Consider the following 26,762-nt stretch of genomic DNA (forward strand, 5'->3'; position numbering starts at 1 on the left):
TGCCGCTCACCACCAGTGGTTGGCGGTCCAGAACGCGTAGGCGCCGGCCCATCCGCCGTACCGGCCGGTGGCGTAGCCGGTCCCCCAGCGCAGGTTGTCGACCGGGTCGTAGCCGTTGCCGGGGACCTTGCTGCACGGCAGAGCCTGCACCAGCCCGCACGCGCCCGAGGAGCGGTTCGTCGCGTTCGGGTTCCAGCCGCTCTCGCGGCTCACGATGTAGTCGACGTAGCCCATGTCGGCCTCGGAGATGCCGGCCGCGGCCATCCACTCGGCGGGTGCGCCGCCGCCGGAGTACAGCACCGGCCCGGAGCCGCCCGAGGACGAGCCGGATCCCGAGTCCTGCGAGCGAGACGCGGTCGGGGTGGGCGTCGGGGTCGGCTTGGGCTTGACGTAGACGTTGTAACTCGCGCGGTCCAGCTGCGGCGCCTGCTTCTCGCCCGACGTCGACACGGCCTGGGTGTCGCCGAGTCCCTCGGCGTAGAGAGTGACGGTGTGCGGCTCATCGGCCTGGGCCGGAAGGAGCGACGCCCCCATCGGGCCGACGTAGGCTCCCGCGAAGAGCACGGCTGCGGCGGCGCCGAAGACGCCGACCACCCCGCGCCGACGCGACCACCGCGGGCCCGAGCGGCGAGGAAGGGCGGGCGGAACGACATCGACCGACGCGCCCCGGCGGGCGAGCCGGGAGGCGGATGCGCGGGAGAGTTCCGAACCAGAAGTCACAGTGCGCTCGATTCTACCGACGCCCGGCGGCGGTTTCCACGGGACGGCGTCATCCGACGGCGAGCATCACTTCGACGACCGCGTCGAGCACCGCATCGACCTGGGTCTCGCGGTACCCCCCGCGCTGCATCCGGAACGCGACCGATCGCACCTGCTCCGGGGTCACCGGGTCGCCGGCCGCCAGGTAGCGGGCGACGCGATCGGCCACGACGTCGACCTCGTCGACGCGGTAGCCGTATCGCAGGAACCCCACGCGATCGAAGCGCGACCCCCGGGGGCGGCGGAGTCGGTCGAGGACGACCTGCGCCGTGTCGCGCGTCTCGGCGACCCAGGCGCGGGCGCCGAGACGAGACAGCGCGTACTCGCGCTCGCGCGCGGCGAAGGCGTCTTCGACGCGGCCGAGGGCGGCATCGACCGCATCGATCCGGTAGCCGCCCTTCACGAGCGGGAAGGCGGCCGCGCGTACTTCGGTGGAGCGAAGGGCACCCACCTCGTCGGCTTCGAACGCCTCGCGCGCACGGGCGAGGAACACGTCGACGGCGCGCTTCTCATACCCCTTGGTGCGACCGGAGGTCGTCGGGAACGGCGTCGCGGCCACGGTGTCGTGGATCGGCGTCTCGGTCATGACACTCCCAACGGGGCGAGCAGGTAGAACATCACGAGGGCGGCGGTGGCGGACGGCAGGATCGAGTCCAGGCGGTCGAGCACTCCCCCGTGCCCGGGCAGCCACGAGCTCATGTCCTTGATGCCGAGATCGCGCTTGAGCATCGACTCCCCCAGGTCGCCGACGGTGGCCGTCGCCAGCACCACGGCGCCGAAGATCAGTCCGGCCCACCAGGGAACCTGCAGCATGAAGGCCGCGAGGAGCGCCCCCGCCACGAGCGCCGCGACGCACGCGCCGGCGAATCCCTCCCACGTCTTCTTCGGGCTGATCCGAGGGGCCATCGGATGCCGTCCGCCCCGGCCGAACGTGAGGCCCGAGACGTACGCGCCGGTGTCGGCGGCCACCGCGAGGATAAGGAACGCGAGCACCCACCACTCCCCGCGCGGCTGCGCGAGGAGGATCATCGCGACGCTGGTGAGGAAGGGCACGTACAGCTGGACGAAGCTCGCGACGAGCACGTCGCCGATGACCTCGATGTGCGCGCGACCGTCGGAGGCGAACATCTGCGCGACCAGACGCCAGACGATCACCACGACGACGGCGACGAGGGTGGTGATCCAATGCACCCACGGGCCGAGGAAGAACCCGCTGAGAAGCAGCAGGAACCCCATGATCAACTGCGGTACGACGTCGACGCGGCGGCCCGACACCTGCAGGGCGCGCGAGAACTCGAGCACGCCCAGCACCATGGCGGCCGCCGCGAACAGCACGAACAGCCACTTGATGAAGATGAGCGAGGCGATGACGATCACGCCGATCCCCACCCCGATGAGGGTGGCGACGATGAGGTCTCGGCCGGTGCGCTGCTTGATGCGCTCGTTGGCCTGATCGAACTCGGCGCGCGCGTGCGCGATGCGCTGATCGGCATCCGACCGCATCGCGCGCAGCTGCGATTCGATCGCGGTCACGCCCTCGCCGGTGATCGGCGATCGGCGCGCCGCGTCAGTCCGGCGCGTCGGGCCGGTCGGATCGACGGGCTCGCTCTCACCGGTCTCGGGGGCGTCGGACATCGGGGTCAGACCTCGAGGAGCTCTGCCTCTTTGCGCTTGAGAGCCTCGTCGATCAGGTCGACGTGCGTGCGCGTGACCGTGTCGAGCTCCTTCTCGGCGCGGACGAGTTCGTCTTCGCCGACATCGCTCTTCAGCGCGTCGAGGTCGTCCTTGGCCTTGCGGCGGAGGTTGCGCACCTGCACCTTGGCGTCCTCGCCCTTGCCGCGCACGATCTTGACGTACTCCTTGCGGCGGTCCTGGGTGAGCTCGGGCATGGTGACGCGCACGATGTTGCCGTCGTTGGTCGGGTTGACCCCGAGGTTCGGCATGTCGCGGATGGCCTGCTCGATCGCCTTCAGCGCCGACTTGTCGTACGGGTTGATGACGAGAGTGCGAGCCTCGGGGTTGTTCAGCGAGGCGAGCTGAGCCAGCGGGGTGGGCGAACCGTAGTAGTCGACCAGCACCTTCTGGAACATCTGCGGGTTCGCGCGCCCGGTACGGACCGTCGCGAAGTCTTCCTTGGCGGCCTCCACGGCGCGATCCATGCGCGCTCCGGCATCGGCGAGGACATCGGAAATCACGGTGACTCCATTCGTTGGGACTGACTGTTCAGTCTAGTCGCGCGCGGGCCCGGCTCCCCCGGGCCCGCGCGGCGCGTCATGCGGTGACGAGGGTTCCGATCGTCTCGCCGAGCAACGCCTTGGTGACGTTCCCCGCGGGTTCCATCCCGAACACGCGCATGTCCATGCCGTTGTCCATGCAGAGGCTGAAGGCGGTGGAGTCCACGACCTTGAGTCCCTTCTGGAGGGCGTCGCCGTAGGTGACGTGGTCGAGCTTGGTCGCGGAGGAATCGACTCTCGGGTCGGCGGTGTAGACGCCGTCGACGCCGTTCTTGGCGACGAGCACCTCGGTCGCGCCGATCTCGAGCGCGCGCTGGGCGGCGACGGTGTCGGTCGAGAAGTACGGCAGGCCGGCTCCCGCGCCGAAGATCACGACGCGACCCTTCTCGAGGTGGCGGACGGCGCGGCGCGGGATGTAGGGCTCCGCCACCTGGGTCATCGAGATGGCGGACTGCACGCGCGTGGCGGCGCCGGCCTGCTCGAGGAAGTCCTGCAGCGCGAGGGAGTTCATCACGGTGCCGAGCATGCCCATGTAGTCGGCGCGTCCCCGGTCCATGCCGCGCTGGCTGAGCTCGGCGCCGCGGAAGAAGTTCCCACCTCCGACGACGATGGCGATGTCGACGCGGTCGACCGCCTCGGCGATCTCACGGGCGATCTGCCCCACGACGTCGGGGTTCACGCCCAATTGGCCTCCGCCGAACGCCTCCCCCGACAGCTTCAGCAGAACGCGGCGGCGCTTGGTGGATTCATCGATCACGTGTGATGTCCTCTCGTCTTGAACAAACTATCCCCCCGCCCGCTCGACCGATACGCAGGAAGCCTTCTCGATCGCGGGCAGGGAAAAGGCCCGGGATGCCGTGGCATCCCGGGCCTCATGACGGGCCGTGAGCCTGTCGAAGGGTTACGCGCCGACCTTGAAGCGCGCGAAGTCGGTCAGCGTGAGACCGGCGTCGGACGCGACCTTGGCGACGGACAGCTTGTTGTCCTTCGCGTAGTCCTGGTCGAGCAGCGAGACCTGCTTGAAGAACGCGTTCACGCGACCCTCGACGATCTTCGGGAGCGCCGCCTCGGGCTTGCCCTCGTTGCGGGAGATCTCGGTGACGATCTCGCGCTCCTTCTCGACGTCGGCCTCGGGCACGGCGTCGCGGGTGAGGTACGAGGGGTTCGCGAACGAGATGTGCTGCGCGATGGAGCGAGCGGTCTCGGCGTCATCGCCCGAGTAGGCCAGGACCACGCCGACCTGCGGGGGCAGGTCCTTGCTGGTCTTGTGCAGGTAGACCTCGAACTTGTCGCCCGAGATGGTGCGCACGCGACGGAGCTCGACCTTCTCGCCGATGATCGCGGCCTCGTCCGAGATGAGCTGCTCGACGGTCTTGCCGTCGGCGTCGGCGGCCAGGGCGGCCTCGACCGAGTCGGCACCGGCGGCGGCCGCGGCGTCGACGACCTTGTCGGCCAGCGCGATGAAGCGCTCGTTCTTGGCGACGAAGTCGGTCTCGCAAGCGAGCTCGAGCAGCGTCACGGAACCGTCGTTCTCGCGAGCGGTGACGAGACCCTCGCTGGTCGAACGGTCGGCGCGCTTGGCGTTGCCCTTGGCACCCTTGAGGCGCAGGATCTCGACGGCCTTCTCGACGTCGCCGTCCGCCTCTTCGAGCGCCTTCTTGGTGTCGACCATGCCCGTGCCGAGCTGCTCGCGCAGCGCCTTGATGTCGGCGATCGTGAAGTTTGCCATGGTGTGGCGTCTCCTTGTCGTTGGTTCTGAATGTGAGCCCGGCGGGGCCGTGTCGCTTCCTCCGAGGAGGGAGCTGTCACGACCCCGCCGGATCGTAGCCTGTGCGGGTGGCGCGCCGTTCACGCGGAGGCGAACGGAGTGCCTCGCGGCTTACTTGCTGTCGGTGGCCTCGGCGTCAGCGGCCTCGGTCTCGGCGGCCTCGGTCGACGCGGCGTCGGTCGACTCGGCGGCCGGAGCCTCGGTCTCGGTCGACTCGGCGGCCGCGGCCTCGGTCGACTCCGCGGGGGCCTCGAGCAGCTCGCGCTCCCACTCGGCGAGGGGCTCGGCGGCCTCTTCCTCACCGGCGGGCTGGTGGCGCTGGATCAGGCCCTCGGCGGCGGCGTCGGCGATGATGCGCGTGAGCAGGCTCACCGAGCGGATCGCGTCGTCGTTACCGGGGATCGGGTACTGGAACTCGTCGGGGTCGGCGTTGGTGTCGAGGATGCCGATCACGGGGATGCCGAGCTTCTTGGCCTCGTCGACCGCGAGGTGCTCGCGCTTGGCGTCGACGACCCAGATCGCCGAGGGGGTCTTCTGCAGGTTGCGGATACCACCGAGCGACTTGTGCAGCTTGTCGAGCTCACGCTTCTTGAGAAGGAGCTCCTTCTTGGTGAAGCCGCTCTCGGCGGGGTTCTCGTAGTCGAGCTCCTCGAGCTCCTTCATGCGGGCGAGGCGCTTCGACACCGTCTGGAAGTTGGTGAGGAGGCCACCGAGCCAGCGCTGGTTGACGTAAGGCTGGCCCACGCGGGTCGCCTGCTCGGCGAGGACTTCCTGCGCCTGCTTCTTGGTGCCGACGAAGAGGATGGTGCCGCCGTGCGCGACGGTCTCCTTGACGAACTCGTACGCCTTGTCGATGTACCCGAGCGACTGCTGCAGGTCGATGATGTGGATGCCGCTGCGCTCGGTCAGGATGAAGCGCTTGACTTTCGGGTTCCACCGGCGGGTCTGGTGTCCGAAGTGAACGCCGCTGTCGAGCAGCTGGCGGATGGTGACGACGGCCATGGTCGTACTCCTGTTTCTGGGCGCTCTCGCGCCGTGGTTGTGGTTGTGTCGCGCCAGACGGAGGTCTGGCGAGCCTGGTACCCGGCGCACACCCGCCACTCGCCGGAGCGAGGGACCAAGGGGTGTGGATGCCGCGCGGTGCGCTGCCCCGAGGGGCGGCACGGTGCGCTGTGGGCACGCGGAGTCATCCCGACATACGAGATGCGTCCTCCAGCATACAGGACCACTCCTCCCCAACCGCATCCGAGCGACCGTTTCCCCCCGATCACGCGATCGCACCGGATCAGGCTGAGCCGCGCGCGGCAGACTGCCCGCATGAGATCGGCATCCCTCCGCTGTGTGGCTGTGATTCTGCTGGTCGGCGCCCTTCTCGCGGCCCCGCCCGTCGCGGCCGTCGACGTCGATCCCCTCGCGAATCGCGGATGGGTGTGGCCGGTGACTCCCCCCGAGGTGCTCCGGCCGTTCGTCGCCCCCGCACACGCCTACGGGCCGGGTCACCGGGGCGTGGATCTGCGCGCCGAGGCGGTCCGCTCCCCTGCCGCCGGGCGGGTCGCCTTCGCCGGGAGGGTAGCCGGCCGCTCGCTCATCACGATTGACCACGGCGACGGCCTCGTGACGACCTTGGAACCGGTCGACACCGATCTCACGGTCGGTACGGCCGTGGCGCGAGCGGGCCCGGTGGGACGCGTGTCGGTCGAGGGTCACGCGGGACCGGGGGTCGTCCACTTCGGCGTCCGGTGGAACGGCGAATACGTCAATCCCCTGCGTCTGCTGGGCGGTGTTCCGCGAGCCGTCCTTCTGCCGTGCTGCCGGCCCGTGTCGGGGTCGGGTCAGCCGATCTGGTTGCCGCGCCCTTCGACCGTCACCGCGCCGACGCCACCCGTCGCTCGCACGACGTTGTCCTGGCCGCGGACCGTCACGGCGGAGATTGCGCCGCCCGCCGTGATGGACGCACGGTCGCCGCTGACGTCGGCGCTTCCGATCGCTCCGGCTGAGGTCACCGAGCCGTCGTTGCCCTGCAGGACGAGCGTGTCGATCGCGGTGGCATCCACTCGGGCTCGATCTCCCGAGATACGCAGCGTCCCGATGCGCGCGGAGGACGCGTCGACGGTCAGGGCGGAGCCCGACACCGCGAGTTCCGCGCACGTCCCCGTGACGCGGAACGTCTGCTCGGCGCCGGACACGGTCTGACTGCCGCCGTCACCGCAGGAGAAGGCGCCGTCATCCGCGCCGGTCGCGGGCGCCGAGGGCGTGGCCGAGGTCACGGGTGCGGGAGATACGGTGACGATCGACGGGGACGGTGCAGCCGCGGTCGGCGGAGCGCTCGACGCAGAGAGTCCGGGAGGCAGTCGGGTCTCGACGGGCTCGGGGGTCGGAGCGCACGCGCTGAGCACAGCCACGAGGGCGATGACGCCGGTGGCGGCGGGGAACGGGCGGCGGATGGGCACGTCCCCACGCTAGGGGGTGGCGGCGGTGTTCGCACCTAGAAGGTCGCGAGGGCGGCTGCGCGGACGGTGTGTGTGTGTGTGTGGGTGGAACCGCGGGTACGCGGTTGTTCACAATCAGGACGGCCCATGGACGGCGGGCGCCGGCCTGCGGACGGTTGGGGCGGGGCCGGGGTGTACGAGCGTGCTCGGAGTTGGAGTGGCGGTCGGCCGGCACGCGTGAGGCTGAGGTCGGAGTTTACGGGCGTGCTCGAGATGGCACGGGGTTGGCCCATATTCACGAACGTGCTCGAAGTTGGGGTGGCGGTCGGCCCGCATCCGTGGGCGTGCCCGCGGACCGGGACGAAATACCTCGTATGCGCCGGACGTGAGGCTTCCGGTGCCGGCAGGAATCGGACCGGTGCGCTGCCACCTGCGGTCAAGGCGGGCGGCCTCACTCGTACCGATGTCACGCGAGCACGGGGAGCGCCGGTCTGGGACGCGGCTTCCCTCCCGGTGCTGGGTTCGCACGGTTGGTCGTGCCGGCCCGTCCGATGCCGACCTCAGAAGGGTGGTGGGTCGGTGTCGTAGGTGCCGCCGAGGGGTGAGGTCCAGGTGGTGGGGGCGTCGGGTGGGTGGTTGATGTTCCAGTGGGTGTCGTGGCGGAGGCGGTGGTGGTGGCGGCATTTCGGGTCGAGGTTGTCGTCGTCGGTGGTGCCGCCGTCGGCCCAGGCGGTGAGGTGGTCGATGTCGCAGTCGCGTGCGGCGCGGTTGCAGCCGGGGAACACGCAGGTGGGTGAGGTGATCCCGAGCCACCGGCGAAGCGCGACGGGTACCCGGTAGGTCTTGCGGTCGAGCACGAGGGGTGCGCCGGTGACGGGGTGGGTGAGCAGTCGGATCCACGAGGTCGCGGTGCCGGCCAGGCGCCGGGCGGTGTCGAGGTCGATGGGTCCGTACCCCTCGAGGGTGGCCGGTTCGGTGTCGTGACCGAGGAGCGTGAGCGCGGGGACGGTGACGATGATCGTCGCCGGTGGGGCGGAGCGGAACGTGCGCGGTGAGGCAGGCGCGACAGGCGCGGGCGGGTCGTCGCGTGTTGCGGGCGGGTCGTCGTGCGGTGCGGGCGGGTCGTCGTGCGGTCCGGGCGGGCCATCTGGCGGCGCCGTCAAGCCGCCGTGCGGTGCAGATAAGCCGTCGAGCGGTGCGGGTGAGCCGTCGTGCGGTACGGGCGAGCCGCCGTGCGGTGCGGGCGAGTCGTCTTGCAGTACGGGCGAGGCGCCGTGCGACGCGGGCGACGGTGCGGAGCGGGTAGCGGAGTGCGCGCCGCGCGCGGTACCGGAAGCGTTGGGGAACACGGGTGGGGCCGTCGTCGCCTCTGCCGGGGCGTCCGTCATCGTGATGAGGTCGGCGAAGGCGTCGGCGCGCAGCTGCGCGAGGGTGCGTTCTTCGTCGTTCGCAGCACGCAAGTGCCGGGCAGCCTTGTCGAGACGCGACATGACGGCCCGAGCCCGGTCAGCGGGCAGCAGTGCGTGCAGGGAGGCCATGCCATCCAGCTCGGCTCTCATCCACACCCCGCGGTCCTCCGCGGCGCGGCGGTGACGGGCCTCGATCGATTCAGCGTGCACGCGTTCACGGATCGCGCGGGCTGCGACGGCGAACTTCGCCGGGGTCAGCACCAGCGCGGGCGGGCACGCCTCGTCATCGAAACGCGCGAACGCGTCGGCGTCACCGGCGGGCAGAGTCGACGCCAACCGCGCCGCATCCACCGCGTGCCTCTCGGACAGGCGCCCCTCACCGAACGCCTCCCACAGCTTCGGGCACCCCACCGCCAACGTCCGCGCATGCGCCGCCCGCATGCGAACGGTCTGCTCGGACAAGTGCAGACGCACCGCGATCTCCGCCACCGCCGCGCGCTCGGCGAGATCGACACGGTCACGCCGCACGGCCCTAGGGGTGCGGCCCCGGGGATCCTGCCACGCACGATCGAGCGTCGGGTCGGGCCCGACCCACGGTGTCGGATCGAACGCGGCGTCGTCGAGGATCGCCAGGATCAGGCGGTACTCCTCCGCCGTCGCCCGCTGCCGCTCCGCGACCACATTCTCCAGGTGGCCCACCCGCCCATCGACATCCGACACCGCCAGAAACACGCTATCGAGCGGGTGCGTGAGGGCGTCCCGCTCCCACGAATCGACGTCACCGAGACCGTCACACGGAAACACCTGCCCCGCAGGCACAGACACCTCACCGGGCACCGGGGCCTCGGCATCCGTCCACCACTCGACATCGCCGCTTTCCCGGAAAGCCGCCCTCTCGGCTTCGAACTCGAGCTCGTCATCGCTCGGCCACGGCGCACCATCGCACTCCCGAAACACCGGCGTCGGCCGGTCGGCGGAGGGTGCGGGGCGGGTCATGGCAGAAAGCTATCGCCAACCTCCGACATTGAGACGGGAGCTACGCGTCGACGGTCCGGGGGCTGTAGAGGTACATCTCACGACCCGACTCGTGACGTACCGCTCCGGGTCCTTCAGGCCCGGGGGTGCGCGAGACGGTAGGCCTCGCGGAGGCGCTCCGCGGAGACGTGCGTGTAGATCTGGGTCGTGCCGAGGCTGGCGTGTCCGAGGATCTCCTGGACCGCTCGGAGATCCGCTCCGCCGTCGAGCAGGTGCGTCGCCGCAGAGTGACGCAGGGCATGCGGACCGAGCACCTCGGAACCCACGCTCGGAGCCACGGTGCGCGACACCAGGGCGTGCACGGCGCGTGGCCCGAGCCGTGAACCCTTCGCCCCGAGGAAGACGGCGCGATCAGGCACTCGGCCGTCGGAGCGGGCGATCGGCGCGGTCGCCCCCGCACGACGCACCCCTTCCCCGCCGCCCGCACCCGACGCTCCCCTTTCGAGCGCCCGAGCGCGCAGCACCGGCCGGGCCCGCACGAGATACGCCTCCAGTGCGCGTGCGGCCGGGGCGCCGAACGGAACGACTCGTTCCTTGTCGCCCTTGCCGCGCAGCAGAAGGGTCCGGCGGTCGTGATCGATGTCGTCCAGATCGAGGCCGCATACCTCGGACACGCGCGCTCCCGAACCGTAGAGGACCTCGAGAAGTGCGTGGTCTCGCAGCGCGATCGGGTCACCGCTCGCGGCAAGCTCGGCGGCGTGCGACAGAACCTCATCCAGCGCGTCCGCCGTCGCGACGGAGGGCAGCGTCCTCCCGCGCTTCGGGGAGACGAGCCGTCGCGCGGGGTCGACCGCGACGATCTCCTCCTCGACGGCCCACGCGAACAGCCCGCGGACCGTCGAGGCACGGCGGGCCGCCGTCGCCTTGGAGAGTCCCGACTGCGCCGACTGCCACTGCCACTCCCGCAGGTCTTCGACGACGACCTCCTCGAAGGGGCGGTCGCCCAGGAACGTCAGCAGATCGGCCAGATCCGAACGGTAGGCCCGAACGGTGGCCGACGAGAGCCTCCGCACCACGGACAGATGGGTGACGTACCCCTCGACGACCGCTGACAGCTGCACACCTCCAGAGTGCCCGGCTGCGCGCGGGTCGGGGGCGACGACGCGCGCCGTTCGCCGTTTCGCTCACCCCCTCGCACTGCCCCGCTCCGACCGCACCGACAACCACGACCCCGCTTCATCTCGACGGGCACGCCCCTCGAGCTCGGCGAAGCCCAGGAGCACCCCGGCCTCGTCGGAACTCAGACCGCTGCGGCGAGCGACCTCGGCGGTGGAGCGCGCGGACCGCGCGGACAGCGCGTCGAAGACCCTCGTGGTGTCGTCGGTGCGGTCCCCCGGCTCGTGCGCCGTCCGCCCGACCGCCCCGATCATCTCGAGCACATCCGCGGCCGACGTCACGCACACCCCGTCGTATTCGCGGAGGATGCGATGGCACCCCGCCGACGCCGCGCTGGTGACCGGGCCCGGCACCGCTCCAAGAGCCCGTCCGAGGCTCGCCGCGTGAGCCGCCGTATTGAGGGACCCGCTCCGCCACCCCGCTTCGACGACCACGACGGCGTCGGCGATCGCGGCGATGAGTCTGTTGCGCGAGAGGAACCGCCATTTGGTGGGCGCGGCCCCGCACGGCGTCTCGCTCCACACCGCACCCGAGGCCGCGATCTGCGCGAGGAGCCTCTCGTGCCCGCGAGGGTACGCGCGATCGACGCCCCCGGCCAGGAAGGCGAGGGTCGTGCCGCCCGTGGACAGCGCCGCGCGGTGCGCCGCCCCGTCGATGCCGTAGGCGGCCCCCGACACCACGGTGACACCCGCCGTGGACAGTTCGGCCGCGAGGTCGGCGGCCACTCCCTCGCCGTACGCCGTCGACGCGCGCGCGCCGACCAGTGCCACCATCGGCCGGTCTCCCGGGCAGTACTCCCCGCGCCGCCAGAGTGCGACAGGGGTGTGCACACCGAGGTCGTCCATCCGCGGGGGCCAGCACGGGTCGCCCGGGACGACGAGCGACGCGCCCGCCCGGCGCGCAGCGTCCAGCACGGCATCGATCTCGTCGGGTCGATAACGGGGAAGCCAGCGGGCCCGGGCCGACTGCAACTCCTCATCGTCGCCCGACAGGGCCACCCGCAGCGCCTCGACCGCACCGCGTTCGAGGATCAGCGCGCCCGCCGCTCCGTCGCCCGGCTCCGCCAGAACGCTCCAGACCGCCCTCGCGTATGCGTCCGCGAGCTCCTCATCGTCGCCCCGACCCCGCAGTCCCCGCAAAGCCCGCTCCCACTCGGGCGCGCGTTCCCCGACCGACATCACGCCCCCGCTCCTCGGCGGAGGTACAGCGCGCGCCCCACGTCGTCGCTGCGGAGGTCGTCGTGGCCCGCGATGTCGGCGACCGTCCACGCCACTCGCAAGAGCCGGTCGTATCCGCGCAACGTCAGGGCCCCGCGCCGCAGCGCGGTGTCGAGGGGACCCAGCACCTCGGGTGCGGGCGCCGCCGGCCCGCGCAACCATGTGCCCGGCACGTCGGCATTGCGTCGCCAGGGCGTCTCGGCCCACCTCCGCGCCGCCCGGGCGCGCGCCTCCGCCACGACGGCCCGCGCCTCTGCCGACGACACCGACCGCGCGCTCCCCTCGTGTCGCGCCCGCGCCACACGCTGCATCCGGAGGTCGATGTCGATGCGGTCGAGCAGCGGTCCTGACAACCGCCGGGTGTACCGGCGGATCGCCTGCGGAGCGCACTCGCACGACCCTCCGGCCACGCCGTACTGCCCGCACGGGCACGGGTTGGTCGCCACGACGAGCTGGAACCTCGCGGGATAGGTGGCCGACACCCCCGACCGATGCACCTGGATCACCCCGTTCTCGAGCGGCTGACGCAGGGCGTCGAGAACGGATGCCGGAAATTCGCCGCCCTCATCGAGGAACAGCACCCCTTCGCTCGCGCGGGCGATGGCTCCGGGCCGCACCACGCCGGAGCCCCCGCCGATCAGCGCAGCCGCGGTCGCCCCGTGGTGCGGGCTCTCGAACGGCGGCGTCCGCGACAGCCGCGTCACCGCCTCGCCCGACAGCGAACGGACGGAAGCCACCGCCAACGCCGCCTCGTCGTCGAGGGGCGGCAGGATGCCGGGCAGCCGGCGCGCCAGCATCGTCTTGCCCGCACCCGGCGGCCCGCTCATCAGCAGGTGGTGCCCGCCCGCCGCGGCGACGACGAGAGCGTCCACGGCGTCGCCCTGCCCGACGACATCGGCGAGCTCGAGCGGTTCGTCGTCACCGGCCGGCACGGTCGGCGCCTCGACGGGGGCGAGAACCGGCGCATCGCTCGTGCCGCCGTGCCACCGCACCACCTCGGCCAAGCACGTAGCCGCGAACACTTCGATCCCTCCGATCAGACCGGCCTCGGCCGCGTTGGCGGCCGGAACCACCACGCGACGGTGCCCGGCGCGCTGAGCGGCGACGACGGCGGGAAGCACGCCGGGGACCGGCCGCAGCCGCCCATCGAGCCCCAGTTCGCCGATGTGCACGGTCTGCGCCACGCGGGCGGCATCCATTCGTATGGACGTCGCGAGGGCGGCCACCGCGATCGCCACATCGAACCCCGACCCCCGCTTCGGCAGGCTCGCCGGCGAGAGATTGACGGTGATCCGGCGTTTCGGCAGGTCGAGGCCGCGGTTCGTGCAGGCTCCGCGCACGCGACGCCCGGCTTCACCGAGCGCCTTGTCTGCGAGGCCGATGATCGAGAACTCGGGCGTCTGCGACGACACGTCGGCCTCGACCTCGACGAGGTCGCCGTGCAACCCCGACAGGGCTACCGCCCACGTGCGCGCCAGGGTCACAGGGCGTCCTCGAGGTGCTCGAGGCGAGCGTGCGCGGGGTCGGATCCGATCAACCCGATCGCGTCGAGACGCAGCCGGCGGCCGCGCGCCTCGTCGGGATGCGCCGCGAGCCACGCCATCGCCACGCACCACAGACGGCGGGCCTTGCGGGCGTCGATGGCCTCGAACGGGTGCCCGTAGTCCTCACTGCGACGTGTCTTGACCTCCACCACGACCAGCGTGTCGTCGCGCACGGCGACGATGTCGATCTCGCCCTGGGCGCACCGCCAGTTGCGGGTGAGGATGCGGTAGCCGTCGTCCGTCAGGTACGCGACGGCGCGGTCTTCGCCGGCTCTGCCGAATTCGTCTTTCGCTGCCATGCCCGAGAGCGTGGCATCCGTCCCACTCCGCCTGCCGAGGCGAGGGCACTATCCGGGGACAGTCGCGAGAATCGACCGGCTGTGGAGGAGCCTCAGTTGTCGAGCGAGAGTTCGTCCGGCAACTGGAAGTCGTGCCGCGACAGCTCTTCGACATTGACGTCTTTGAACGTCAGCACGCGCACGGACTTCACGAACCGGTCGGCGCGGTAGATGTCCCACACCCACACGTCGGTCATCGAGATCTCGAAGTAGAAGTCGTGCTCGGTGTCGCGGCGCACGACGTTGACGTCGTTCGCGAGATAGAACCGGCGCTCGGTCTCGATCACGTAGGTGAACTGGCGCACGACATCGCGGTACTCCCGGTACAGGGCCAGCTCGAGTTCGCGGTCGTAATCCTCGAAGACGTCGTCATCCATGGTTCTTCCATCCTAGGCGCGCACCGCCCCGCCGGCCGCACGCGTCAGCCGCTCGGGCGCGTTCGCCGGCCGTCACCGCAGAGGAGATCAGAAAAGCGTCGGAGCGGCCGCGATCGCCCAGGAGTGCCGGTGATGCACGCTCATTCCGTGCGCACTGATGGCGTCGCGGTGGTCGAGGCTCGCGTACCCCTTGTTGCGCGCCCACCCGTAGGCGGGAAGATCGTCGTGCAGCCCGGTCATGAGGGTGTCACGGGCGACTTTGGCGATGACGGATGCCGCGGCCGCACTGGCGCAATCACGGTCGGCCTTGATGATCGGGCGCACGGTCAGACCGGACTCCCCCGCGGGGGTGATGTAGTCGTGGTTGCCGTCCAGGATGACGAGTGCCTCCTCGGGAACCACACCGTGCGCGCGCAGGTCGGCGATGGCGCGGACGGCGGCGAGACCCAGAGCCCGGATGATCCCGATCTCGTCGACCTCGACCGAGCTCGCCCACCCCACGGCGCTGTGCTGCACGAACGCGGCGGCGCGGGCCGCGACCTCGGGCCGGCGCGCCTCGGGCACGAGTTTCGAGTCGCGCAGACCCTGCGGAACCCGTTTGCGCGACCGCGCCGGGTCGATGACCGCCGCGCCCACCGCCACGGGGCCGGCGAGAGCCCCGCGCCCCACCTCATCGCACGCGATGACGATCGCGTGCTCTTTGAGCAGGCGACGCTCGAGGGTCAGGGTCGGTTCGATCACTGCGCTCCCGGCGCGGGAACCCCCGCGAACACCTCGTGGTGGAAGTCGATGAGACCGAACCGATCGAACGGCCACGTGATCAGGAACGCGCGCCCCACGACGTTGTCGACGGGGACGAACCCGCGGCCGGGCTGATCCTGGTTGTACCGCGAGTCGCGGGAGCTGTTGCGGTTGTCGCCCAGAACCCACAGCGAGCCGTCGGGGACGGTGATGTCGTAGGGCACGGGCTCCGGAGCCGTCGCGCCGGGAGCGAGGCGCACGTAGGACTCATCGAGCGGCACCCCGTTCACCGTCGTCTGACCGAGCGCGTTGCAGCAGACGACGTGATCGCCGGCGGTGCCGATGACGCGCTTGATGAGGTGGTCGTCGCTGTCGGGCGCCGCCAGGCCGACGAGGGAGAGGACCCACTCCGCCCCCTCGACGATCGGCGACCGCTCCGGCGCGGGGGTCTGGTCGAGCCACCCGCCCGGGTCGCGGAACACGACCACGTCGCCGCGCGAGTACTCGCCGAAGCGGGGCGTGAGCTCGTCGACGAGGATGCGGTCCTTGACCATCAGCGTGTTCTCCATCGACGCCGACGGGATGTAGAACGAGCGCACCACGAACGTCTTGACCAGGAACGACACCACGAGCGCGATCAGCACGATCACGAGGAGGTCGCGGAAGAACGTCCCCCATCCGCGTCGTCGCCGTCCGGCGGGGCGGGATGCCGTGGCATCCGGGGTCGAGGCGGTCTGGTCGCTCATGTGTTCCTTCACCGGGTTCGTCGCACACCGACCGAACCGCAGCATCCAGGGTCGCACATCGCAGACCCGCCCCGTGACCGCCGACACGGGTGAAACGACGAACGCCCCGTGGGAGGATCCACGGGGCGTTCGAGAGAGACGACTCAGCGGTCGCGCTTCTCCTTGATCTTCGCCTTCTTGCCGCGGAGGCTGCGCAGGTAGTACAGCTTGGCGCGACGCACGTCACCGCGCGTGACGACCTCGATGTGGTCGATCACGGGGCTGTGGACGGGGAAGGTGCGCTCCACGCCGACCTGGAAGCTGACCTTGCGGACGCAGAAGGTCTCGCGAACGCCGTCGCCCGAGCGGCCGATGACGACGCCCTGGAACACCTGGATACGCGAGCGGTTGCCTTCGGTGATGTTGACGTGCACCTTGACGGTGTCGCCGGGGGCGAAGGCGGGGATGTCGGAGCGGAGCGAAGCCGCGTCGACGGAGTCGAGGATCTGCATGATCATCACTTCCTGCGACCGCCACAGGTCGATCGCACGATAAAAGGGAAAAAGGTGAGGCGTGCCCGAGGCCGCGGGACGCGGCGGACTCCCCTGAGGCAGAGCCGGTCAGGGCACAAGCCTCTATTGTGCCATGCCGGGGCGGACCGGCCAAACCGCCTCCCCTCGCGGCCCGCTCCCCCGCGGCGGCCGCACGGGAGCGACGCCGACTCAGTCGGGACGCCGCGTCTCGGGAACGACGATGACCTCGGCATCCCGCGCCGGTGTCGATCGCTCTCGCGGAGCCGGGATGTACGCCGTGCCATCGGCGGTGTGCAAAAGCGTCACCGCACCGCGCGCCTCGTTCCACAGCTGCGAGAGCGACGACCAGAACAGCACGAGCGCACCGACGATCGACAGCACGAGCAACGGGAAGAAGACGCGCGAGTCGAACAGGCCGAGCGCCACGATCACCAGGTGCCACAGGCTGAGACCCGCGACGTCGCGCCACGACACGGCGCGGTTCTCGCGCACGCTCCCCCGGGCGCGGATGATCAGCGCCAGGACGAGCTCGGACACGAACACCGCGGGCACGGCGACGAACAGCCACAGCAGCCCCCAGCCGCTCCCGCCCGAGAAGACGATCCAGCCGACGAAGAGCCAGAGCGGCAGGACGAACGCCGCCGGGAACAGCCAGTGGAGGAACAGTCGTCGCAGCGCCATGGACCGATGCTAGGTCGCGACGATGTGCGTCACCTCTGAGGAACCTATGGCGCATGCCCGTCGGACGCCCGGCCGGGGTTTCGGGGACAATGGAGGTTCGACGCGAGAGGAACCACCCATGATCGAACTGCGCACTCCGGCCGAGATCGACGCGATGCGCCCCGCTGGACGCTTCGTCGCGGAGGTGCTGGCCACGCTGCGCGCCGAGACGAAGGTGGGTACCAACCTCCTCCAGCTGGACCGTCGGGCGCACGACATGATCCGTTCCGCGGGCGCGGAGTCGTGCTACATCGACTACCACCCCTCGTTCGGCGCGAGTCCCTTCGGCAAGGTGCTGTGCACCTCGATCAACGACGCCGTGCTGCACGGGCTCCCCCACGACTACACGCTGCGCGACGGCGACCTCGTCTCGCTCGATTTCGCGGCCTCCGTCGATGGCTGGGTCGCCGACTCGGCCGTCTCCTTCGTCGTCGGCACCGCCCGCGACGAGGACCTCGCCCTCATCGACACCACGAAGCGCGCCCTGGCTGCAGCGATCGACGCCGCCACCGTCGGCCACAAGATCGGCGACATCTCCGCCGCCATCGGCTCGGTCGCCCGCGCGGACAACCTTCGCGTCAACCTCGACTTCGGCGGCCACGGCGTCGGCCGCACGATGCACGGCGACCCGCACGTCGCCAACGACGGCAAGGCCGGGCGCGGCTACCCCCTGCGCGCGGGCCTCGTGCTCGCGCTCGAGCCGTGGTTCCTGCAGAGCACCGATGAACTCGTCACCGACCCCGACGGCTGGACGCTGCGCAGCGCCGACGGCTCGCGCGGCGCGCACTCCGAGCACACCGTCGCGATCACGGCCGAGGGCCCCATCGTCCTGACCGATCGCTCGTTCCTCGGCGTCGACTGAAGAACGGTTCCGGATGCCGCGGCCTCAGGGTCGCGGCATCCGTCGTCCCACCCGCCGGCCGGCGGTGTCGCGAGCTCGCAGAATGACGCGTTCCTCGCAGAATCCGCCGCGAAACCTGCGAGGAACCAGCGTTTCTGCCAGCTCGACGGCGCGCGAGCGCCGACGCGCCGGCGCACAGCGCGCCACAAACCGGCGCGCGCGAAAGTCAGTCCGCGAGCAGGTCGGGCCGGCGCTGTCGCGTGCGCTCGAGCTGCTGCTCGCGCCGCCAGGTCGCCACGGCGCCGTGGTTGCCGCTCAGCAGCACCGGAGGCACCTCGCGCTCGCGCCACACGGCGGGCTTGGTGAACGACGGGTACTCGAGCAGGCCGTCTTCGTGCGATTCCTCGACGAGGCTCTCGGGGTTGCCGACGACGCCGGGGATGAGCCGTCCGATCGCCTCGATCATGGCCATCACGGCGACCTCACCGCCGTTCAGGACGTAGTCGCCCAGCGAGAGCAGGCGCACCTCGCCGAGCCCGGCGGCGTAGTCGAACACGCGCTCGTCGATGCCTTCGTAGCGCCCGCACCCGAAGACGAGGTGCGACGCCTGCGACAGCTCGCGCGCCGTCGCCTGGGTGAAGCGCTCCCCCGCGGGGGACGGGAAGACGATCACCGGCCGTGGGTCGGCTCCCCCGGCGATGTCGTCGAGCGCGAGACCCCAGGGCTCGGGCTTCATGACCATGCCGGCGCCACCGCCGTAGGGGGTGTCGTCGACCGTGCGGTGGCGATCGTGCGTGTACGTGCGGAGGTCGTGCACGCGCACGTCGAGCAGACCGGTCTGTCGGGCTTTTCCGAGCAGCGAGACCTCGAGAGCGTCGAAGATCGTCGGGAAGATCGAGACGACGTCGATGCGCACGTCAGTCCTTCGCGGTGTCGGGGCTCTCGCCCTCGGTGTCGTCCGACACCGACGCGGGTTCGGGCTCGTCGTCGGCTTCGGACGGGAGCTCCTCGAACAGGCCCGCGGGGGGCGTCACAACGACGCGACCGCCCGCGATGTCGACCTCGGGGACGATGGCGCTGACGAAGGGCACGAGCACCTCGCGGTCGTCGCCAGTCGGCTTGACGATCAGCAGGTCCTGGGCGGGGAAGTGATCGACCCGCACGACGCGACCGATCACCGCGCCGTCGCGCACCACGTCGAGCCCCACCAGCTGGTGGTCGTACCAGGCGTCATCCTCGGCGGGAGCCGCCTCGGAGTCCTGGTCGATCCAGAGGATGGCCTTGACCAGCTCTTCGGCCGCGTTACGGTCGTCGACGCCCTCGAAGAAGGCGACCGGGTGCGAATTCATCCAGCGGAACTCGCGGACCGTCAGCTCACGGCCGTGCCACGGCGAGGACTCCGGAACCTGCAGGGTGAACGTGCTGCCGGGTGTGAACCGACCGTCGGGATCGTCGGTGTAGAGCTCCAGCTTGAAGGCGCCCTTCAGGCCGTGGGCCTTGACGAGGCGCCCCACGCGGAGCTGGGTCTTGGCGGGCTGGGCGCCCGCGGTGTCGCCGTTCGCCATCAGTCGTCGGCGACGTCGACGCGCACGCGGCGTCCGTCGGCGAGAGCCGACACGAGCGTGCGCAGTGCCTTGGCGGTGCGTCCGCCGCGCCCGATCACGCGACCCCGGTCATCGGGGTGCACGCGAACCTCCAGCACGTCGCCGCGGGGCGAGGAGCTGGAACGGATGGTCACGGCCTCGGGGTGATCGACGATCCCCTTGACGACGTGTTCGAGCGCGGCAGACAGCACGGGAATTACTCGGCCGAGGTCTCGGCGGCGTCCTCAGCGGGCGCCTCGGCGGGAGCGTCGACCTTCTTCTCGGCCTTGGGCTTGACGACCGACTTCTTCGAGGCGTCGGCCTCGAACGCGGCCTTGGGCTCGCGAACCTTGACGGTGGACTTCGCGTCCTTATCGCCCTTGAAGATGCCCCAGTCGCCCGTGAGCTTGAGGATGGCGGCGACCTGCTCGGTGGGCTGGGCGCCCACGGAGAGCCAGTACTGCGCGCGCTCCGAGTCGACCTCGATGAACGAGGGCTCCTCGGTCGGGTGATACTTGCCGATCTCCTCGATGACACGACCGTCGCGCTTGGTGCGCGAGTCGGCGACGACGATGCGGTAATAGGGCGCGCGGATCTTTCCGAGGCGCTTGAGACGGATCTTGACAGCCACGATGACTCCAAATGATGAAAAACGAACGAACCGAACGCCTGGAGAGTGGGGTGCACACCCGGCGGAAGCTCAAAAGGGTGGACCGATACTGGATAGAGGGTCGAGTAGCGGGTCCAGCCCTCTATTCTGCCAGATACCCGGGCGTCACGGTGACAGCCGACGCACCGCGACACGCTGCGTCTCGGAGGGTAGCGGAGCATCCCGGCATCCGGCCCCCGTGTCAGACTGAGCCGCATGAGGCTGCCGTTCGCTGCATCGACGCGTTCGTCCGTGGGTTTGGAGTGGGAGCTCATGCTCGCCGACCGCGAGACGGGCGACCTGGTCCCCCGCGCGCCGGAGATCCTCGACCAGCTCGAAGAGGAGACCGCCCTCGAGCGCTTCACCGTCACCGGTGAGCTCCTCACCAACACCGTCGAGGTCACCAGCGGGGTCGGACACACCGTCGCCGAGGCGGTCGACGACATCGCCGACGCCATCTGCGCCCTGCGGGAGGAGACCGAGCCGCGCGGGGTCGAGATCCTGTGCGCCGGCAGCCACCCCTTCGCGCAGTGGTTCGACCAAGAGGTCACCGACAAGACGCGCTACCACTCCCTCATCGAGCGCACCCAGTGGTGGGGCCGCAACATGATGATCTGGGGCATTCACGTGCACGTCGGCGTCGACGACGTCGAGAAGGTCATTCCGATCGTCAACGCCTTGAACGTCTACCTCCCCCACCTCCAGGCCCTGTCGGCATCCAGCCCCTTCTGGGCGGGCGAGCGCACCGGCTACGCCTCCAACCGCGCCCTCGTCTTCCAGCAGCTGCCCACCGCGGGGCTGCCCTGGCAGCTCGACTCGTGGGGCGACTTCGAGAGCTACCTCGACGACATGGTTCGGACGGGAGTGATGGCGGATGCCAGCGAGGTGCGCTGGGACATCCGTCCGGCGCCCAAGTGGGGCACGGTCGAGATCCGCGCCTGCGACGGTATGTCGACCCTCCCCGAGCTCGCCGCGGTGGCGGCGCTCGCGCAGACCCTCGTGGAGCACTTCTCGCGGCTGCTCGACCAGGGGCGCGAGCTTCCCGGCATCCCGCCCTGGTATGCGCGCGAGAACAAATGGCGTGCGGCGCGGTACGGCCTCGAGGCCCGCGTGATCGTCGACCGCGAGGGAACACAGCGGCCCGTCGTCGAGCACCTGCGCGAGACGATGGAGGAGCTCGCCGACGTCGCCCTCGAGCTGCACTGCGCCAAAGAGTTCGCGAGCCTCGAGACGATCCTCGCCACCGGCGGGAGTTCGGCGCGGCAGATCGCGGTGGCGGAGGCGGCCGACGGCGACCTGCGCGCGGTCGTGCAGCACCTCATCCGGGAGTTCCGCGGCGGCCCCACCCTGCGCGAGCACCTGGCGGCGTTGCGCGTCTAGAGCGGGATCTCCGCACTCGTTCCCCGGTGGGCACACCTCGCCGGAGCACGCCGCGACGCTCATTGTCCAGAGCGGGATTCCGCGCTCGTTCATAGGCGAACCCTTCTAGGATCACGTCATGACCTGGGCTCGCCGCGCCGCCGTGGCTTCGCTGACCGCGCTCTCGGCGGGTGCGATCGCGCTGCTCTCGGGGTGCGCCGCCGGTCCCGCCGCCCCCGCCGCGCTGCCCACCTTCGCCGCACCCGCCCTGCAGGCGAGCCCGTCGCCGACCTCGACCTCGTCGGCCCCGCTGCGCGTGGTCACCCTCGGCGATTCGCTCATGTCGGGTTTCAACCTCGAGCCCGACCAGGCGTGGCCGGTCCTCCTGGCCGCGCGGGCGCACGTGTCGCTCACCAATCTCGCGTGCCCGGGCATGGGATTCGTCGTGCAGGGCGACTGCGGCACGGCCTACGCGGGCTTCGTCCCCGCGGTGGCGGCCCTGCAACCGCAGCTGCTCATCGTGGAGTCCTCGAGCAACGACTTCTGGGAAGACGAGGACGAGATCCGCGCCGACACCGCCAACACGCTCGACGCTCTGCATTCCGCGGCGCCCGACGCGCGCATCGTCGGCCTCAGCACGATCTGGAACGACGACGCCGACGTGCCCCCCGACACCAAGCTCACCTCCGACGCCCTGAAGGACGCCGTCAACAATGTCGGCGGGACCTTCATCGACGTGGGGCAGCCGCTCGCGGGCCACCCGGAGTGGATGCAGGACGACGACGTGCACCCCACCCCGCGCGGGCAGCGCGCGATCGAGCAGACGGTGATGTCGGCGCTGCAGGACGCGGACGTCCTGCCCTGAACGAGCCGGGTGTCAGCCCCGCCCGAACGGTTCGCCCCGGCGGAACGGGTCTTCCCGGCGGAACGGGCTAGCCCCGGCGGACCCGGTCAGCCCCGGCCGAGCATCTTCTGCAGCTCGGCGAGATCGGCCTCGCTCGGCGTCTTCTGGCCGCCCAGGCCGAAGCCCGAACCGGTGGCGGGCGCGGATGCCGCGATGCCGGCGTTCTCGGCTGCACGCTTGGCCGGGTTTCCCGACCGCGAACCCTTGGCCTTCTGCTGCTTGCCGCGCTTCGACGACGCACTCGGCTTGCCGCCGATCGGTCCCATGCCGGGAATGTTGGGCACTCCGCCGCGCGCGACCGTCTTCATCATCTTCGCGGCCTGATCGAAGCGCTGCACGAGCTGGTTGACGTCGGTGACGGTCATGCCCGAACCGCGGGCGATGCGCAGGCGACGCGAGCCGTTCAGCATCTTCGGGTTGCGACGCTCGGCCACCGTCATGGAACGGATGATCGCCTCGGTGCGGTCGATCTCGCGCTCGTCGAAGTCGTCGAGCTGCTGCTTCATGTTCCCCATGCCCGGGAGCATCCCGAGCATCTTCTTCATGGAGCCCATCTTCTTCATCTGCTGCATCTGCTCGAGGAAGTCCTCGAGGGTGAAGGTCTCGGTCGCGAGCTTCTCGGCGACCTTCATCGCCTCGGCCTCGTCGAACGCCGACTGGGCCTGCTCGATCAGGGTGAGGATGTCACCGAGGTCGAGGATGCGGGATGCCATGCGGTCGGGGTGGAAGGGCTCGACGTCGTCGAGGCCTTCTCCGGTCGAGGCGAAGATGATGGGGCGACCGGTGACCGAGGCGACCGACAGCGCGGCTCCACCGCGGGCGTCGCCGTCGAGCTTCGACAGCACGACGCCGGTGAAGTCGACGCCGTCTTGGAAGGCCTTCGCCGTGTTGACGGCATCCTGACCGATCATCGCGTCGATGACGAACAGCACCTCGTCGGGCTGCGTCGCCTTGCGGATGTCGGCGGCCTGCTTCATCAGCTCGGCGTCGACGCCGAGGCGACCGGCGGTGTCGATGATGACGATGTCGTACTGCTGACGCGTGGCGTAGGCGACGCCGTCGCGGGCCACCTTGACGGGGTCGCCCACTCCGTTGCCGGGCTCGGGCGCGAAGATGGTGGCCCCGGCGCGCTCGGCGACGACCTGGAGCTGGTTGACGGCGTTGGGGCGCTGGAGGTCGCACGCGACCAGGAGCGGCGTGTGGCCGTCCTTCTCGAGCATCTTGGCGAGCTTGCCGGCGAAAGTGGTCTTACCGGAGCCCTGGAGGCCGGCGAGCATGATGACCGTGGGCGGGTTCTTCGCGAACTGCAGGCGTCGCTGCTGACCGCCCAGGATGCCGATGAGCTCGTCGTTGACGATCTGCACGACCTGCTGCGCGGGGTTCAGCGCCCGGTTGACCTCGTCGCCGAGGGCGCGCTCGCGTACCGCGGCGGTGAACTCCTTGACCACGGGCAGGGCCACGTCGGCGTCGAGGAGGGCGCGACGGATCTCGCGCACCGTCCCGTCGACGTCGGCGGGCGTGAGCTGGCCCTTCTTCCGGAGGTTGCGGAAGGTCTCTGTGAGCCGGTCGGAGAGGGTGCCGAAAGTCGCCATGATGCAACGAGTTTACGCGGGACGCGGTCCCTCCGCCGCCGTCCTCGTCGTCGCGGGCGCGGCGCTTCGGGCACAGCCTCGGTGATTCGCGTATCCTCAGCCCGATTCGGCCGGATGCCACGGAGCCTGCGCAGATCTCGGAGCGTGTGCCGCACTCCCCACCGCCGTCACGCCAGGGCGAGCGCCGCCTCGAGGACCTCGACGAGCGGACGCCCCGATGCGGTGCGGTCAGCCCAGGCCCAGACGGCCGCCAGAACCGCGGCCGCGAGGGCGCCCGCGCGGACGTGAGCGGCGAGTTCCGGCATCCCGTCTCGCACGCACCGCGCCGCGAGCTCGCGCTGGAGGCGGAACTGACGCACGGCACGGTCGCGGTCGAGCTCGGCGGAGATGCCCATGGCGTCCGCGTTGGTGATCGCGAGGGCGAGCGCGTCGGGGGCGAGACCCTCGCCGATGCCCGCCAGACTCTCGTCGACCGCCTCCCCCTCGCGCAGCCGCGCGATCGCGGCATCCGCCTGCTCGTCGAAACCCGACCACAGCACGTCGCTCTTCGCGGAGAAGTAGTTGAAGAAGCTCGATCGGCTCACGCCCGCGCGCCGCGTGATGTCGGACACGCTGGTCGCGTCGTACCCCTGCTCGAGGAACAGTTCGCACGCGGCCTCGGACAGGACTTCGCGCGACGAGGCGCGGGGTCGTCCGCTTCGAGGCTCGGGGGTCACGGCTCCAGCCTACGGGCGCACCCCACGTGTATTCTTGGACGCAATTCAACATCGGAGGCGGTCGATGATCGACATCCACCACGTGGGCCTGTCCCCGCACTACGTCCCGTACCTCGACGGGTGGGCGCACCAGCGCCGCATCCACGCCGACGTCGTCGCGGGGACCCGGGCCGACACCCTGCTGCTGCTCGAGCACGAGGCGGTCTACACCGCCGGCAAACGCACCGAGGCGCACGAGCGTCCCGACGACGGCACCCCGGTGATCGACGTCGACCGCGGCGGCAAGATCACCTGGCACGGTCCGGGCCAGCTCGTGGGCTACCCGATCGTGCGGTTGCGCGAGCCGATCGACGTCGTCGCGCACGTGCGCCGGTTGGAGGGCCTGCTCATCCAGGCGCTCTCCGCTCACGGTGTCGACGGCTTCCGCGTCGAAGGGCGCAGCGGCGTCTGGGTCCGTCGCCCCCTCGGCGTCGACAAGGTCGCGGCGATCGGGGTCCGCGTCGAAAAAGGAGTGACGATGCACGGCTTCGCCGTCAACTGCGACAACACCCTCGCCGGCTTCCGGCACATCGTGCCGTGCGGGATCACGGATGCCGGGGTGACCACGGTGAGCGAGGTGCTCGGCGCCGACGTCTCCCCCGCCGACCTCGTCCCGGCGATCGAGCGCGTGTTCCGCGCCGAGTACGCGGCGGTGGCGGCGTGAGCGCCTGCGGGACCGGGAACGCCGGGGCCCCGGCATCCACCGCTCCGAACGGTCGGAAGCTTCTGCGACTCGAGGTGCGCAACGCCGAGACGCCGATCGAGCGCAAACCCGAGTGGATCAAGACCAAGGCCAAGATGGGGCCCGAGTACACGGCGCTGCAGAACCTCGTGAAGACGGAGGAGCTGCACACGGTCTGCCAGGAGGCCGGCTGCCCCAACATCTTCGAGTGCTGGGAGGACCGCGAGGCCACCTTCCTCATCGGCGGATCGCAGTGCACGCGCCGCTGCGACTTCTGCCAGATCGACACCGGCAAGCCCGCTGATTACGACCGCGACGAGCCCCGCCGCGTCGCCGAGAGCGTGACGCGCATGCAGTTGCGCTACGCCACGGTGACCGGCGTCGCCCGCGACGACCTGCCCGACGAGGGCGCGTGGCTGCACGCCGAGACCGTGCGGCGCATCCACGCCGAGAACCCGGGTACGGGCGTCGAGATCCTCGCTACGGACTTCTCGGGCAACCCGGCGCACCTCGAGGAGGTCTTCTCGTCGCGGCCCGAGGTCTTCGCGCACAACGTCGAGACGGTCCCCCGTATCTTCAAGCGGATCCGCCCGGCCTTCCGGTACGAGCGCTCGCTCGGGGTGCTGAGCGCGGCGCGCGACGCCGGACTCATCACGAAGTCGAACCTCATCCTCGGCATGGGCGAGGAGCCCGAAGAGGTCGTGCAGGCCCTCGAAGACCTGCACGCCGCGGGCACCGACATCATCACGATCACGCAGTACCTCCGGCCCACCCCGCGCCACCTCCCCGTGCAGCGCTGGGTCAAGCCGGCGGAGTTCGTCGAGTTCAAGGAAGAGGCTGAGCGCATCGGCTTCCTGGGCGTGCTCGCGGGTCCCCTCGTGCGCTCCTCCTACCGCGCCGGACGCCTCTGGGCGCAGTCGATGGTGTCGAAGGGCCGCGAGATCCCGCCGCACCTCTCGCACCTCGCGAAGGACATCGCGGCAGCGGACGCCGGCTTCGCTCAGGCGGTGTGAGCGCGGGTCAGACCGGCCAGATGTAGGGCAGGTCGTCGGGAACGTCCCCGAACCGGGGCACGTAGAACTCGGCGTCCTTGCGGACGAGGTTGGACCGGTGAGCGAGGTGGAACGCCTCGTCGCCGAGCCACGGCGGCAGGTCGAGCTCGCTCTGCGAGAGACCGTCGACCTCGGGCGCGAAGACGCGGATCTTCTCGCGCACCGTGTCGGCGCGCCCCTGCGCGATCCACTCGTCGGTCATGACGAGCCCGTACGACACGAGGGCGGGAAGATGCCCGTCCCACATCTTCGCGGCGGGGTGGTGTCGCCAGCCGTGGTCGGGCACCGTGAGAGCCCGCAGCAGCTGGAAGGTCTCGACGCGCTGCTTGCCGAGGCGCTTGAGGTCGAGCACGCGGGCCGAGTCGACGAACGAGGGGTACGGCAGGAAGGTCTGCACGCG

General features: G+C 70.6%; 30 protein-coding genes and 1 pseudogene. 6 read left to right on the forward strand and 25 right to left on the reverse strand.

The genetic code is table 11. The features are described from left to right. Positions 1-6: 6 nt before the first annotated feature. The 7 genes from F9B98_RS10865 to rpsB all read right to left on the reverse strand — a co-directional run bounded on the left by F9B98_RS10865 (position 7) and on the right by rpsB (position 5,763). Entirely contained in the window at positions 7-720 is a 714-nt protein-coding gene (locus F9B98_RS10865) for a transglycosylase SLT domain-containing protein (RefSeq protein WP_225310311.1), read from the reverse strand. A 49-nt stretch (positions 721-769) separates the two neighbouring features. Then, a complete protein-coding gene (locus F9B98_RS10870) occupies positions 770-1,345 on the reverse strand; it encodes a DivIVA domain-containing protein (protein ID WP_150957168.1) in 576 nt (191 codons plus the stop codon). After that, positions 1,342-2,394: a phosphatidate cytidylyltransferase gene (locus F9B98_RS10875; RefSeq protein WP_150957171.1), complete on the reverse strand. Its 1,053-nt coding sequence runs from the start codon at positions 2,392-2,394 to the stop codon at positions 1,342-1,344. Before F9B98_RS10875 ends, F9B98_RS10870 begins: the two co-directional genes overlap by 4 nt. Before the next feature lie 5 nt (positions 2,395-2,399). Next, positions 2,400-2,954, reverse strand: coding sequence for a ribosome recycling factor (frr, locus tag F9B98_RS10880; protein ID WP_056230923.1), 555 nt, complete (start codon positions 2,952-2,954; stop codon positions 2,400-2,402). A 76-nt stretch (positions 2,955-3,030) separates the two neighbouring features. Further along, positions 3,031-3,750, reverse strand: a complete 720-nt coding sequence (gene pyrH / locus F9B98_RS10885; protein ID WP_150957174.1) for a UMP kinase — start codon at positions 3,748-3,750, stop codon at positions 3,031-3,033. 144 nt (positions 3,751-3,894) lie between these two features. Further along, the gene (tsf, locus tag F9B98_RS10890) at positions 3,895-4,722 is read right to left on the reverse strand and encodes a translation elongation factor Ts (protein ID WP_150957177.1); all 828 of its coding nucleotides are present in this window, start codon (positions 4,720-4,722) and stop codon (positions 3,895-3,897) included. A 150-nt stretch (positions 4,723-4,872) separates the two neighbouring features. Then, positions 4,873-5,763: a 30S ribosomal protein S2 gene (rpsB, locus tag F9B98_RS10895; protein ID WP_150957181.1), complete on the reverse strand. Its 891-nt coding sequence runs from the start codon at positions 5,761-5,763 to the stop codon at positions 4,873-4,875. Positions 5,764-6,078: 315 nt separating this feature from the next. Between rpsB and F9B98_RS10900 the strand changes: the two are divergent. Continuing rightward, a pseudogene (locus F9B98_RS10900) lies at positions 6,079-6,513 on the forward strand (murein hydrolase activator EnvC family protein); the annotation flags it as partial. 80 nt (positions 6,514-6,593) lie between these two features. Here F9B98_RS10900 and F9B98_RS10905 read toward each other — a convergent pair. The 11 genes from F9B98_RS10905 to F9B98_RS10955 all read right to left on the reverse strand — a co-directional run bounded on the left by F9B98_RS10905 (position 6,594) and on the right by F9B98_RS10955 (position 16,906). After that, positions 6,594-7,211 carry a DUF3060 domain-containing protein gene (locus tag F9B98_RS10905; protein ID WP_150957184.1) on the reverse strand — a complete coding sequence of 206 codons (618 nt, stop codon included), beginning with the start codon at positions 7,209-7,211 and terminating at the stop codon, positions 6,594-6,596. Positions 7,212-7,750: 539 nt separating this feature from the next. Beyond that, positions 7,751-9,595, reverse strand: a complete 1,845-nt coding sequence (locus tag F9B98_RS10910; protein WP_150957187.1) for an HNH endonuclease signature motif containing protein — start codon at positions 9,593-9,595, stop codon at positions 7,751-7,753. A 113-nt stretch (positions 9,596-9,708) separates the two neighbouring features. Then, the gene (locus F9B98_RS10915) at positions 9,709-10,695 is read right to left on the reverse strand and encodes a tyrosine recombinase XerC (protein ID WP_150957189.1); all 987 of its coding nucleotides are present in this window, start codon (positions 10,693-10,695) and stop codon (positions 9,709-9,711) included. 63 nt (positions 10,696-10,758) lie between these two features. Then, complete coding sequence (dprA, locus tag F9B98_RS10920) at positions 10,759-11,928, reverse strand: DNA-processing protein DprA (RefSeq protein ID WP_150957816.1); 1,170 nt, start codon at positions 11,926-11,928, stop codon at positions 10,759-10,761. Next, positions 11,928-13,451, reverse strand: coding sequence for a YifB family Mg chelatase-like AAA ATPase (locus tag F9B98_RS10925; protein WP_150957192.1), 1,524 nt, complete (start codon positions 13,449-13,451; stop codon positions 11,928-11,930). The genes dprA and F9B98_RS10925 overlap by 1 nt, the downstream gene beginning before the upstream one ends. Further along, on the reverse strand, positions 13,448-13,810 hold the full coding sequence (locus F9B98_RS10930) for a YraN family protein (RefSeq protein WP_150957196.1): 363 nt from the start codon (positions 13,808-13,810) through the stop codon (positions 13,448-13,450). Before F9B98_RS10930 ends, F9B98_RS10925 begins: the two co-directional genes overlap by 4 nt. Positions 13,811-13,902: 92 nt before the next feature. After that, entirely contained in the window at positions 13,903-14,226 is a 324-nt protein-coding gene (locus tag F9B98_RS10935) for a DUF2469 family protein (RefSeq protein ID WP_055836674.1), read from the reverse strand. 87 nt (positions 14,227-14,313) lie between these two features. Beyond that, positions 14,314-14,967, reverse strand: a complete 654-nt coding sequence (locus F9B98_RS10940) for a ribonuclease HII (RefSeq protein WP_150957199.1) — start codon at positions 14,965-14,967, stop codon at positions 14,314-14,316. After that, positions 14,964-15,713 (reverse strand): signal peptidase I, encoded by a 750-nt coding sequence (gene lepB, locus F9B98_RS10945; protein ID WP_150957202.1) that lies wholly within the window; start codon positions 15,711-15,713, stop codon positions 14,964-14,966. Before lepB ends, F9B98_RS10940 begins: the two co-directional genes overlap by 4 nt. A 143-nt stretch (positions 15,714-15,856) precedes the next feature. After that, the gene (gene rplS, locus F9B98_RS10950) at positions 15,857-16,204 is read right to left on the reverse strand and encodes a 50S ribosomal protein L19 (RefSeq protein WP_058231655.1); all 348 of its coding nucleotides are present in this window, start codon (positions 16,202-16,204) and stop codon (positions 15,857-15,859) included. Between the two features lie 210 nt (positions 16,205-16,414). Beyond that, the gene (locus F9B98_RS10955; RefSeq protein ID WP_150957206.1) at positions 16,415-16,906 is read right to left on the reverse strand and encodes an MFS transporter permease; all 492 of its coding nucleotides are present in this window, start codon (positions 16,904-16,906) and stop codon (positions 16,415-16,417) included. Positions 16,907-17,024: 118 nt separating this feature from the next. Between F9B98_RS10955 and map the strand changes: the two genes are divergently transcribed. After that, the gene (gene map, locus F9B98_RS10960) at positions 17,025-17,807 is read left to right on the forward strand and encodes a type I methionyl aminopeptidase (protein WP_150957209.1); all 783 of its coding nucleotides are present in this window, start codon (positions 17,025-17,027) and stop codon (positions 17,805-17,807) included. Positions 17,808-18,012: 205 nt separating this feature from the next. On the opposite strand, the gene trmD is transcribed toward map, so the two are convergent. Genes trmD through rpsP form a run of 4 tightly spaced genes read right to left on the reverse strand, consistent with a single transcriptional unit; the run spans position 18,013 to position 20,000 of the window. Then, positions 18,013-18,702: a tRNA (guanosine(37)-N1)-methyltransferase TrmD gene (trmD, locus tag F9B98_RS10965; protein WP_150957213.1), complete on the reverse strand. Its 690-nt coding sequence runs from the start codon at positions 18,700-18,702 to the stop codon at positions 18,013-18,015. 1 nt (position 18,703) lies between these two features. Further along, complete coding sequence (gene rimM, locus F9B98_RS10970; protein WP_150957216.1) at positions 18,704-19,351, reverse strand: ribosome maturation factor RimM; 648 nt, start codon at positions 19,349-19,351, stop codon at positions 18,704-18,706. Beyond that, positions 19,351-19,581 (reverse strand): RNA-binding protein, encoded by a 231-nt coding sequence (locus F9B98_RS10975; protein ID WP_150957219.1) that lies wholly within the window; start codon positions 19,579-19,581, stop codon positions 19,351-19,353. Before F9B98_RS10975 ends, rimM begins: the two co-directional genes overlap by 1 nt. A 5-nt stretch (positions 19,582-19,586) precedes the next feature. Then, positions 19,587-20,000 (reverse strand): 30S ribosomal protein S16, encoded by a 414-nt coding sequence (gene rpsP / locus F9B98_RS10980; protein WP_150957222.1) that lies wholly within the window; start codon positions 19,998-20,000, stop codon positions 19,587-19,589. Between the two features lie 234 nt (positions 20,001-20,234). Between rpsP and F9B98_RS10985 the strand changes: the two genes are divergently transcribed. Together F9B98_RS10985 and F9B98_RS10990 are read left to right on the forward strand one after the other, a co-directional pair. Beyond that, the gene (locus F9B98_RS10985) at positions 20,235-21,398 is read left to right on the forward strand and encodes a glutamate--cysteine ligase (RefSeq protein WP_150957225.1); all 1,164 of its coding nucleotides are present in this window, start codon (positions 20,235-20,237) and stop codon (positions 21,396-21,398) included. Positions 21,399-21,516: 118 nt separating this feature from the next. Next, positions 21,517-22,242: an SGNH/GDSL hydrolase family protein gene (locus F9B98_RS10990; RefSeq protein ID WP_150957228.1), complete on the forward strand. Its 726-nt coding sequence runs from the start codon at positions 21,517-21,519 to the stop codon at positions 22,240-22,242. A gap of 86 nt (positions 22,243-22,328) precedes the next feature. Here F9B98_RS10990 and ffh read toward each other — a convergent pair whose 3' ends face one another. Further along, a complete protein-coding gene (gene ffh / locus F9B98_RS10995; RefSeq protein WP_150957231.1) occupies positions 22,329-23,873 on the reverse strand; it encodes a signal recognition particle protein in 1,545 nt (514 codons plus the stop codon). Between the two features lie 167 nt (positions 23,874-24,040). Next, positions 24,041-24,589 carry a TetR/AcrR family transcriptional regulator gene (locus F9B98_RS11000; RefSeq protein ID WP_150957234.1) on the reverse strand — a complete coding sequence of 183 codons (549 nt, stop codon included), beginning with the start codon at positions 24,587-24,589 and terminating at the stop codon, positions 24,041-24,043. Between the two features lie 64 nt (positions 24,590-24,653). Between F9B98_RS11000 and lipB the strand changes: the two genes are divergently transcribed. Both lipB and lipA read left to right on the forward strand, forming a co-directional pair. Next, positions 24,654-25,292, forward strand: a complete 639-nt coding sequence (lipB, locus tag F9B98_RS11005) for a lipoyl(octanoyl) transferase LipB (protein WP_150957237.1) — start codon at positions 24,654-24,656, stop codon at positions 25,290-25,292. After that, positions 25,289-26,323 (forward strand): lipoyl synthase, encoded by a 1,035-nt coding sequence (lipA, locus tag F9B98_RS11010; RefSeq protein WP_191966772.1) that lies wholly within the window; start codon positions 25,289-25,291, stop codon positions 26,321-26,323. Before lipB ends, lipA begins: the two co-directional genes overlap by 4 nt. Before the next feature lie 7 nt (positions 26,324-26,330). Here the strand turns inward: lipA and F9B98_RS11015 are convergent, their stop codons facing one another. Beyond that, entirely contained in the window at positions 26,331-26,759 is a 429-nt protein-coding gene (locus F9B98_RS11015; protein ID WP_150957241.1) for an MSMEG_6728 family protein, read from the reverse strand. Between the last annotated feature and the right edge of the window lie 3 nt (positions 26,760-26,762).

The sequence above is a fragment of the Microbacterium testaceum StLB037 genome (assembly GCF_008763945.1).
In the GTDB taxonomy this organism is placed as follows: domain Bacteria; phylum Actinomycetota; class Actinomycetes; order Actinomycetales; family Microbacteriaceae; genus Microbacterium; species Microbacterium testaceum_G.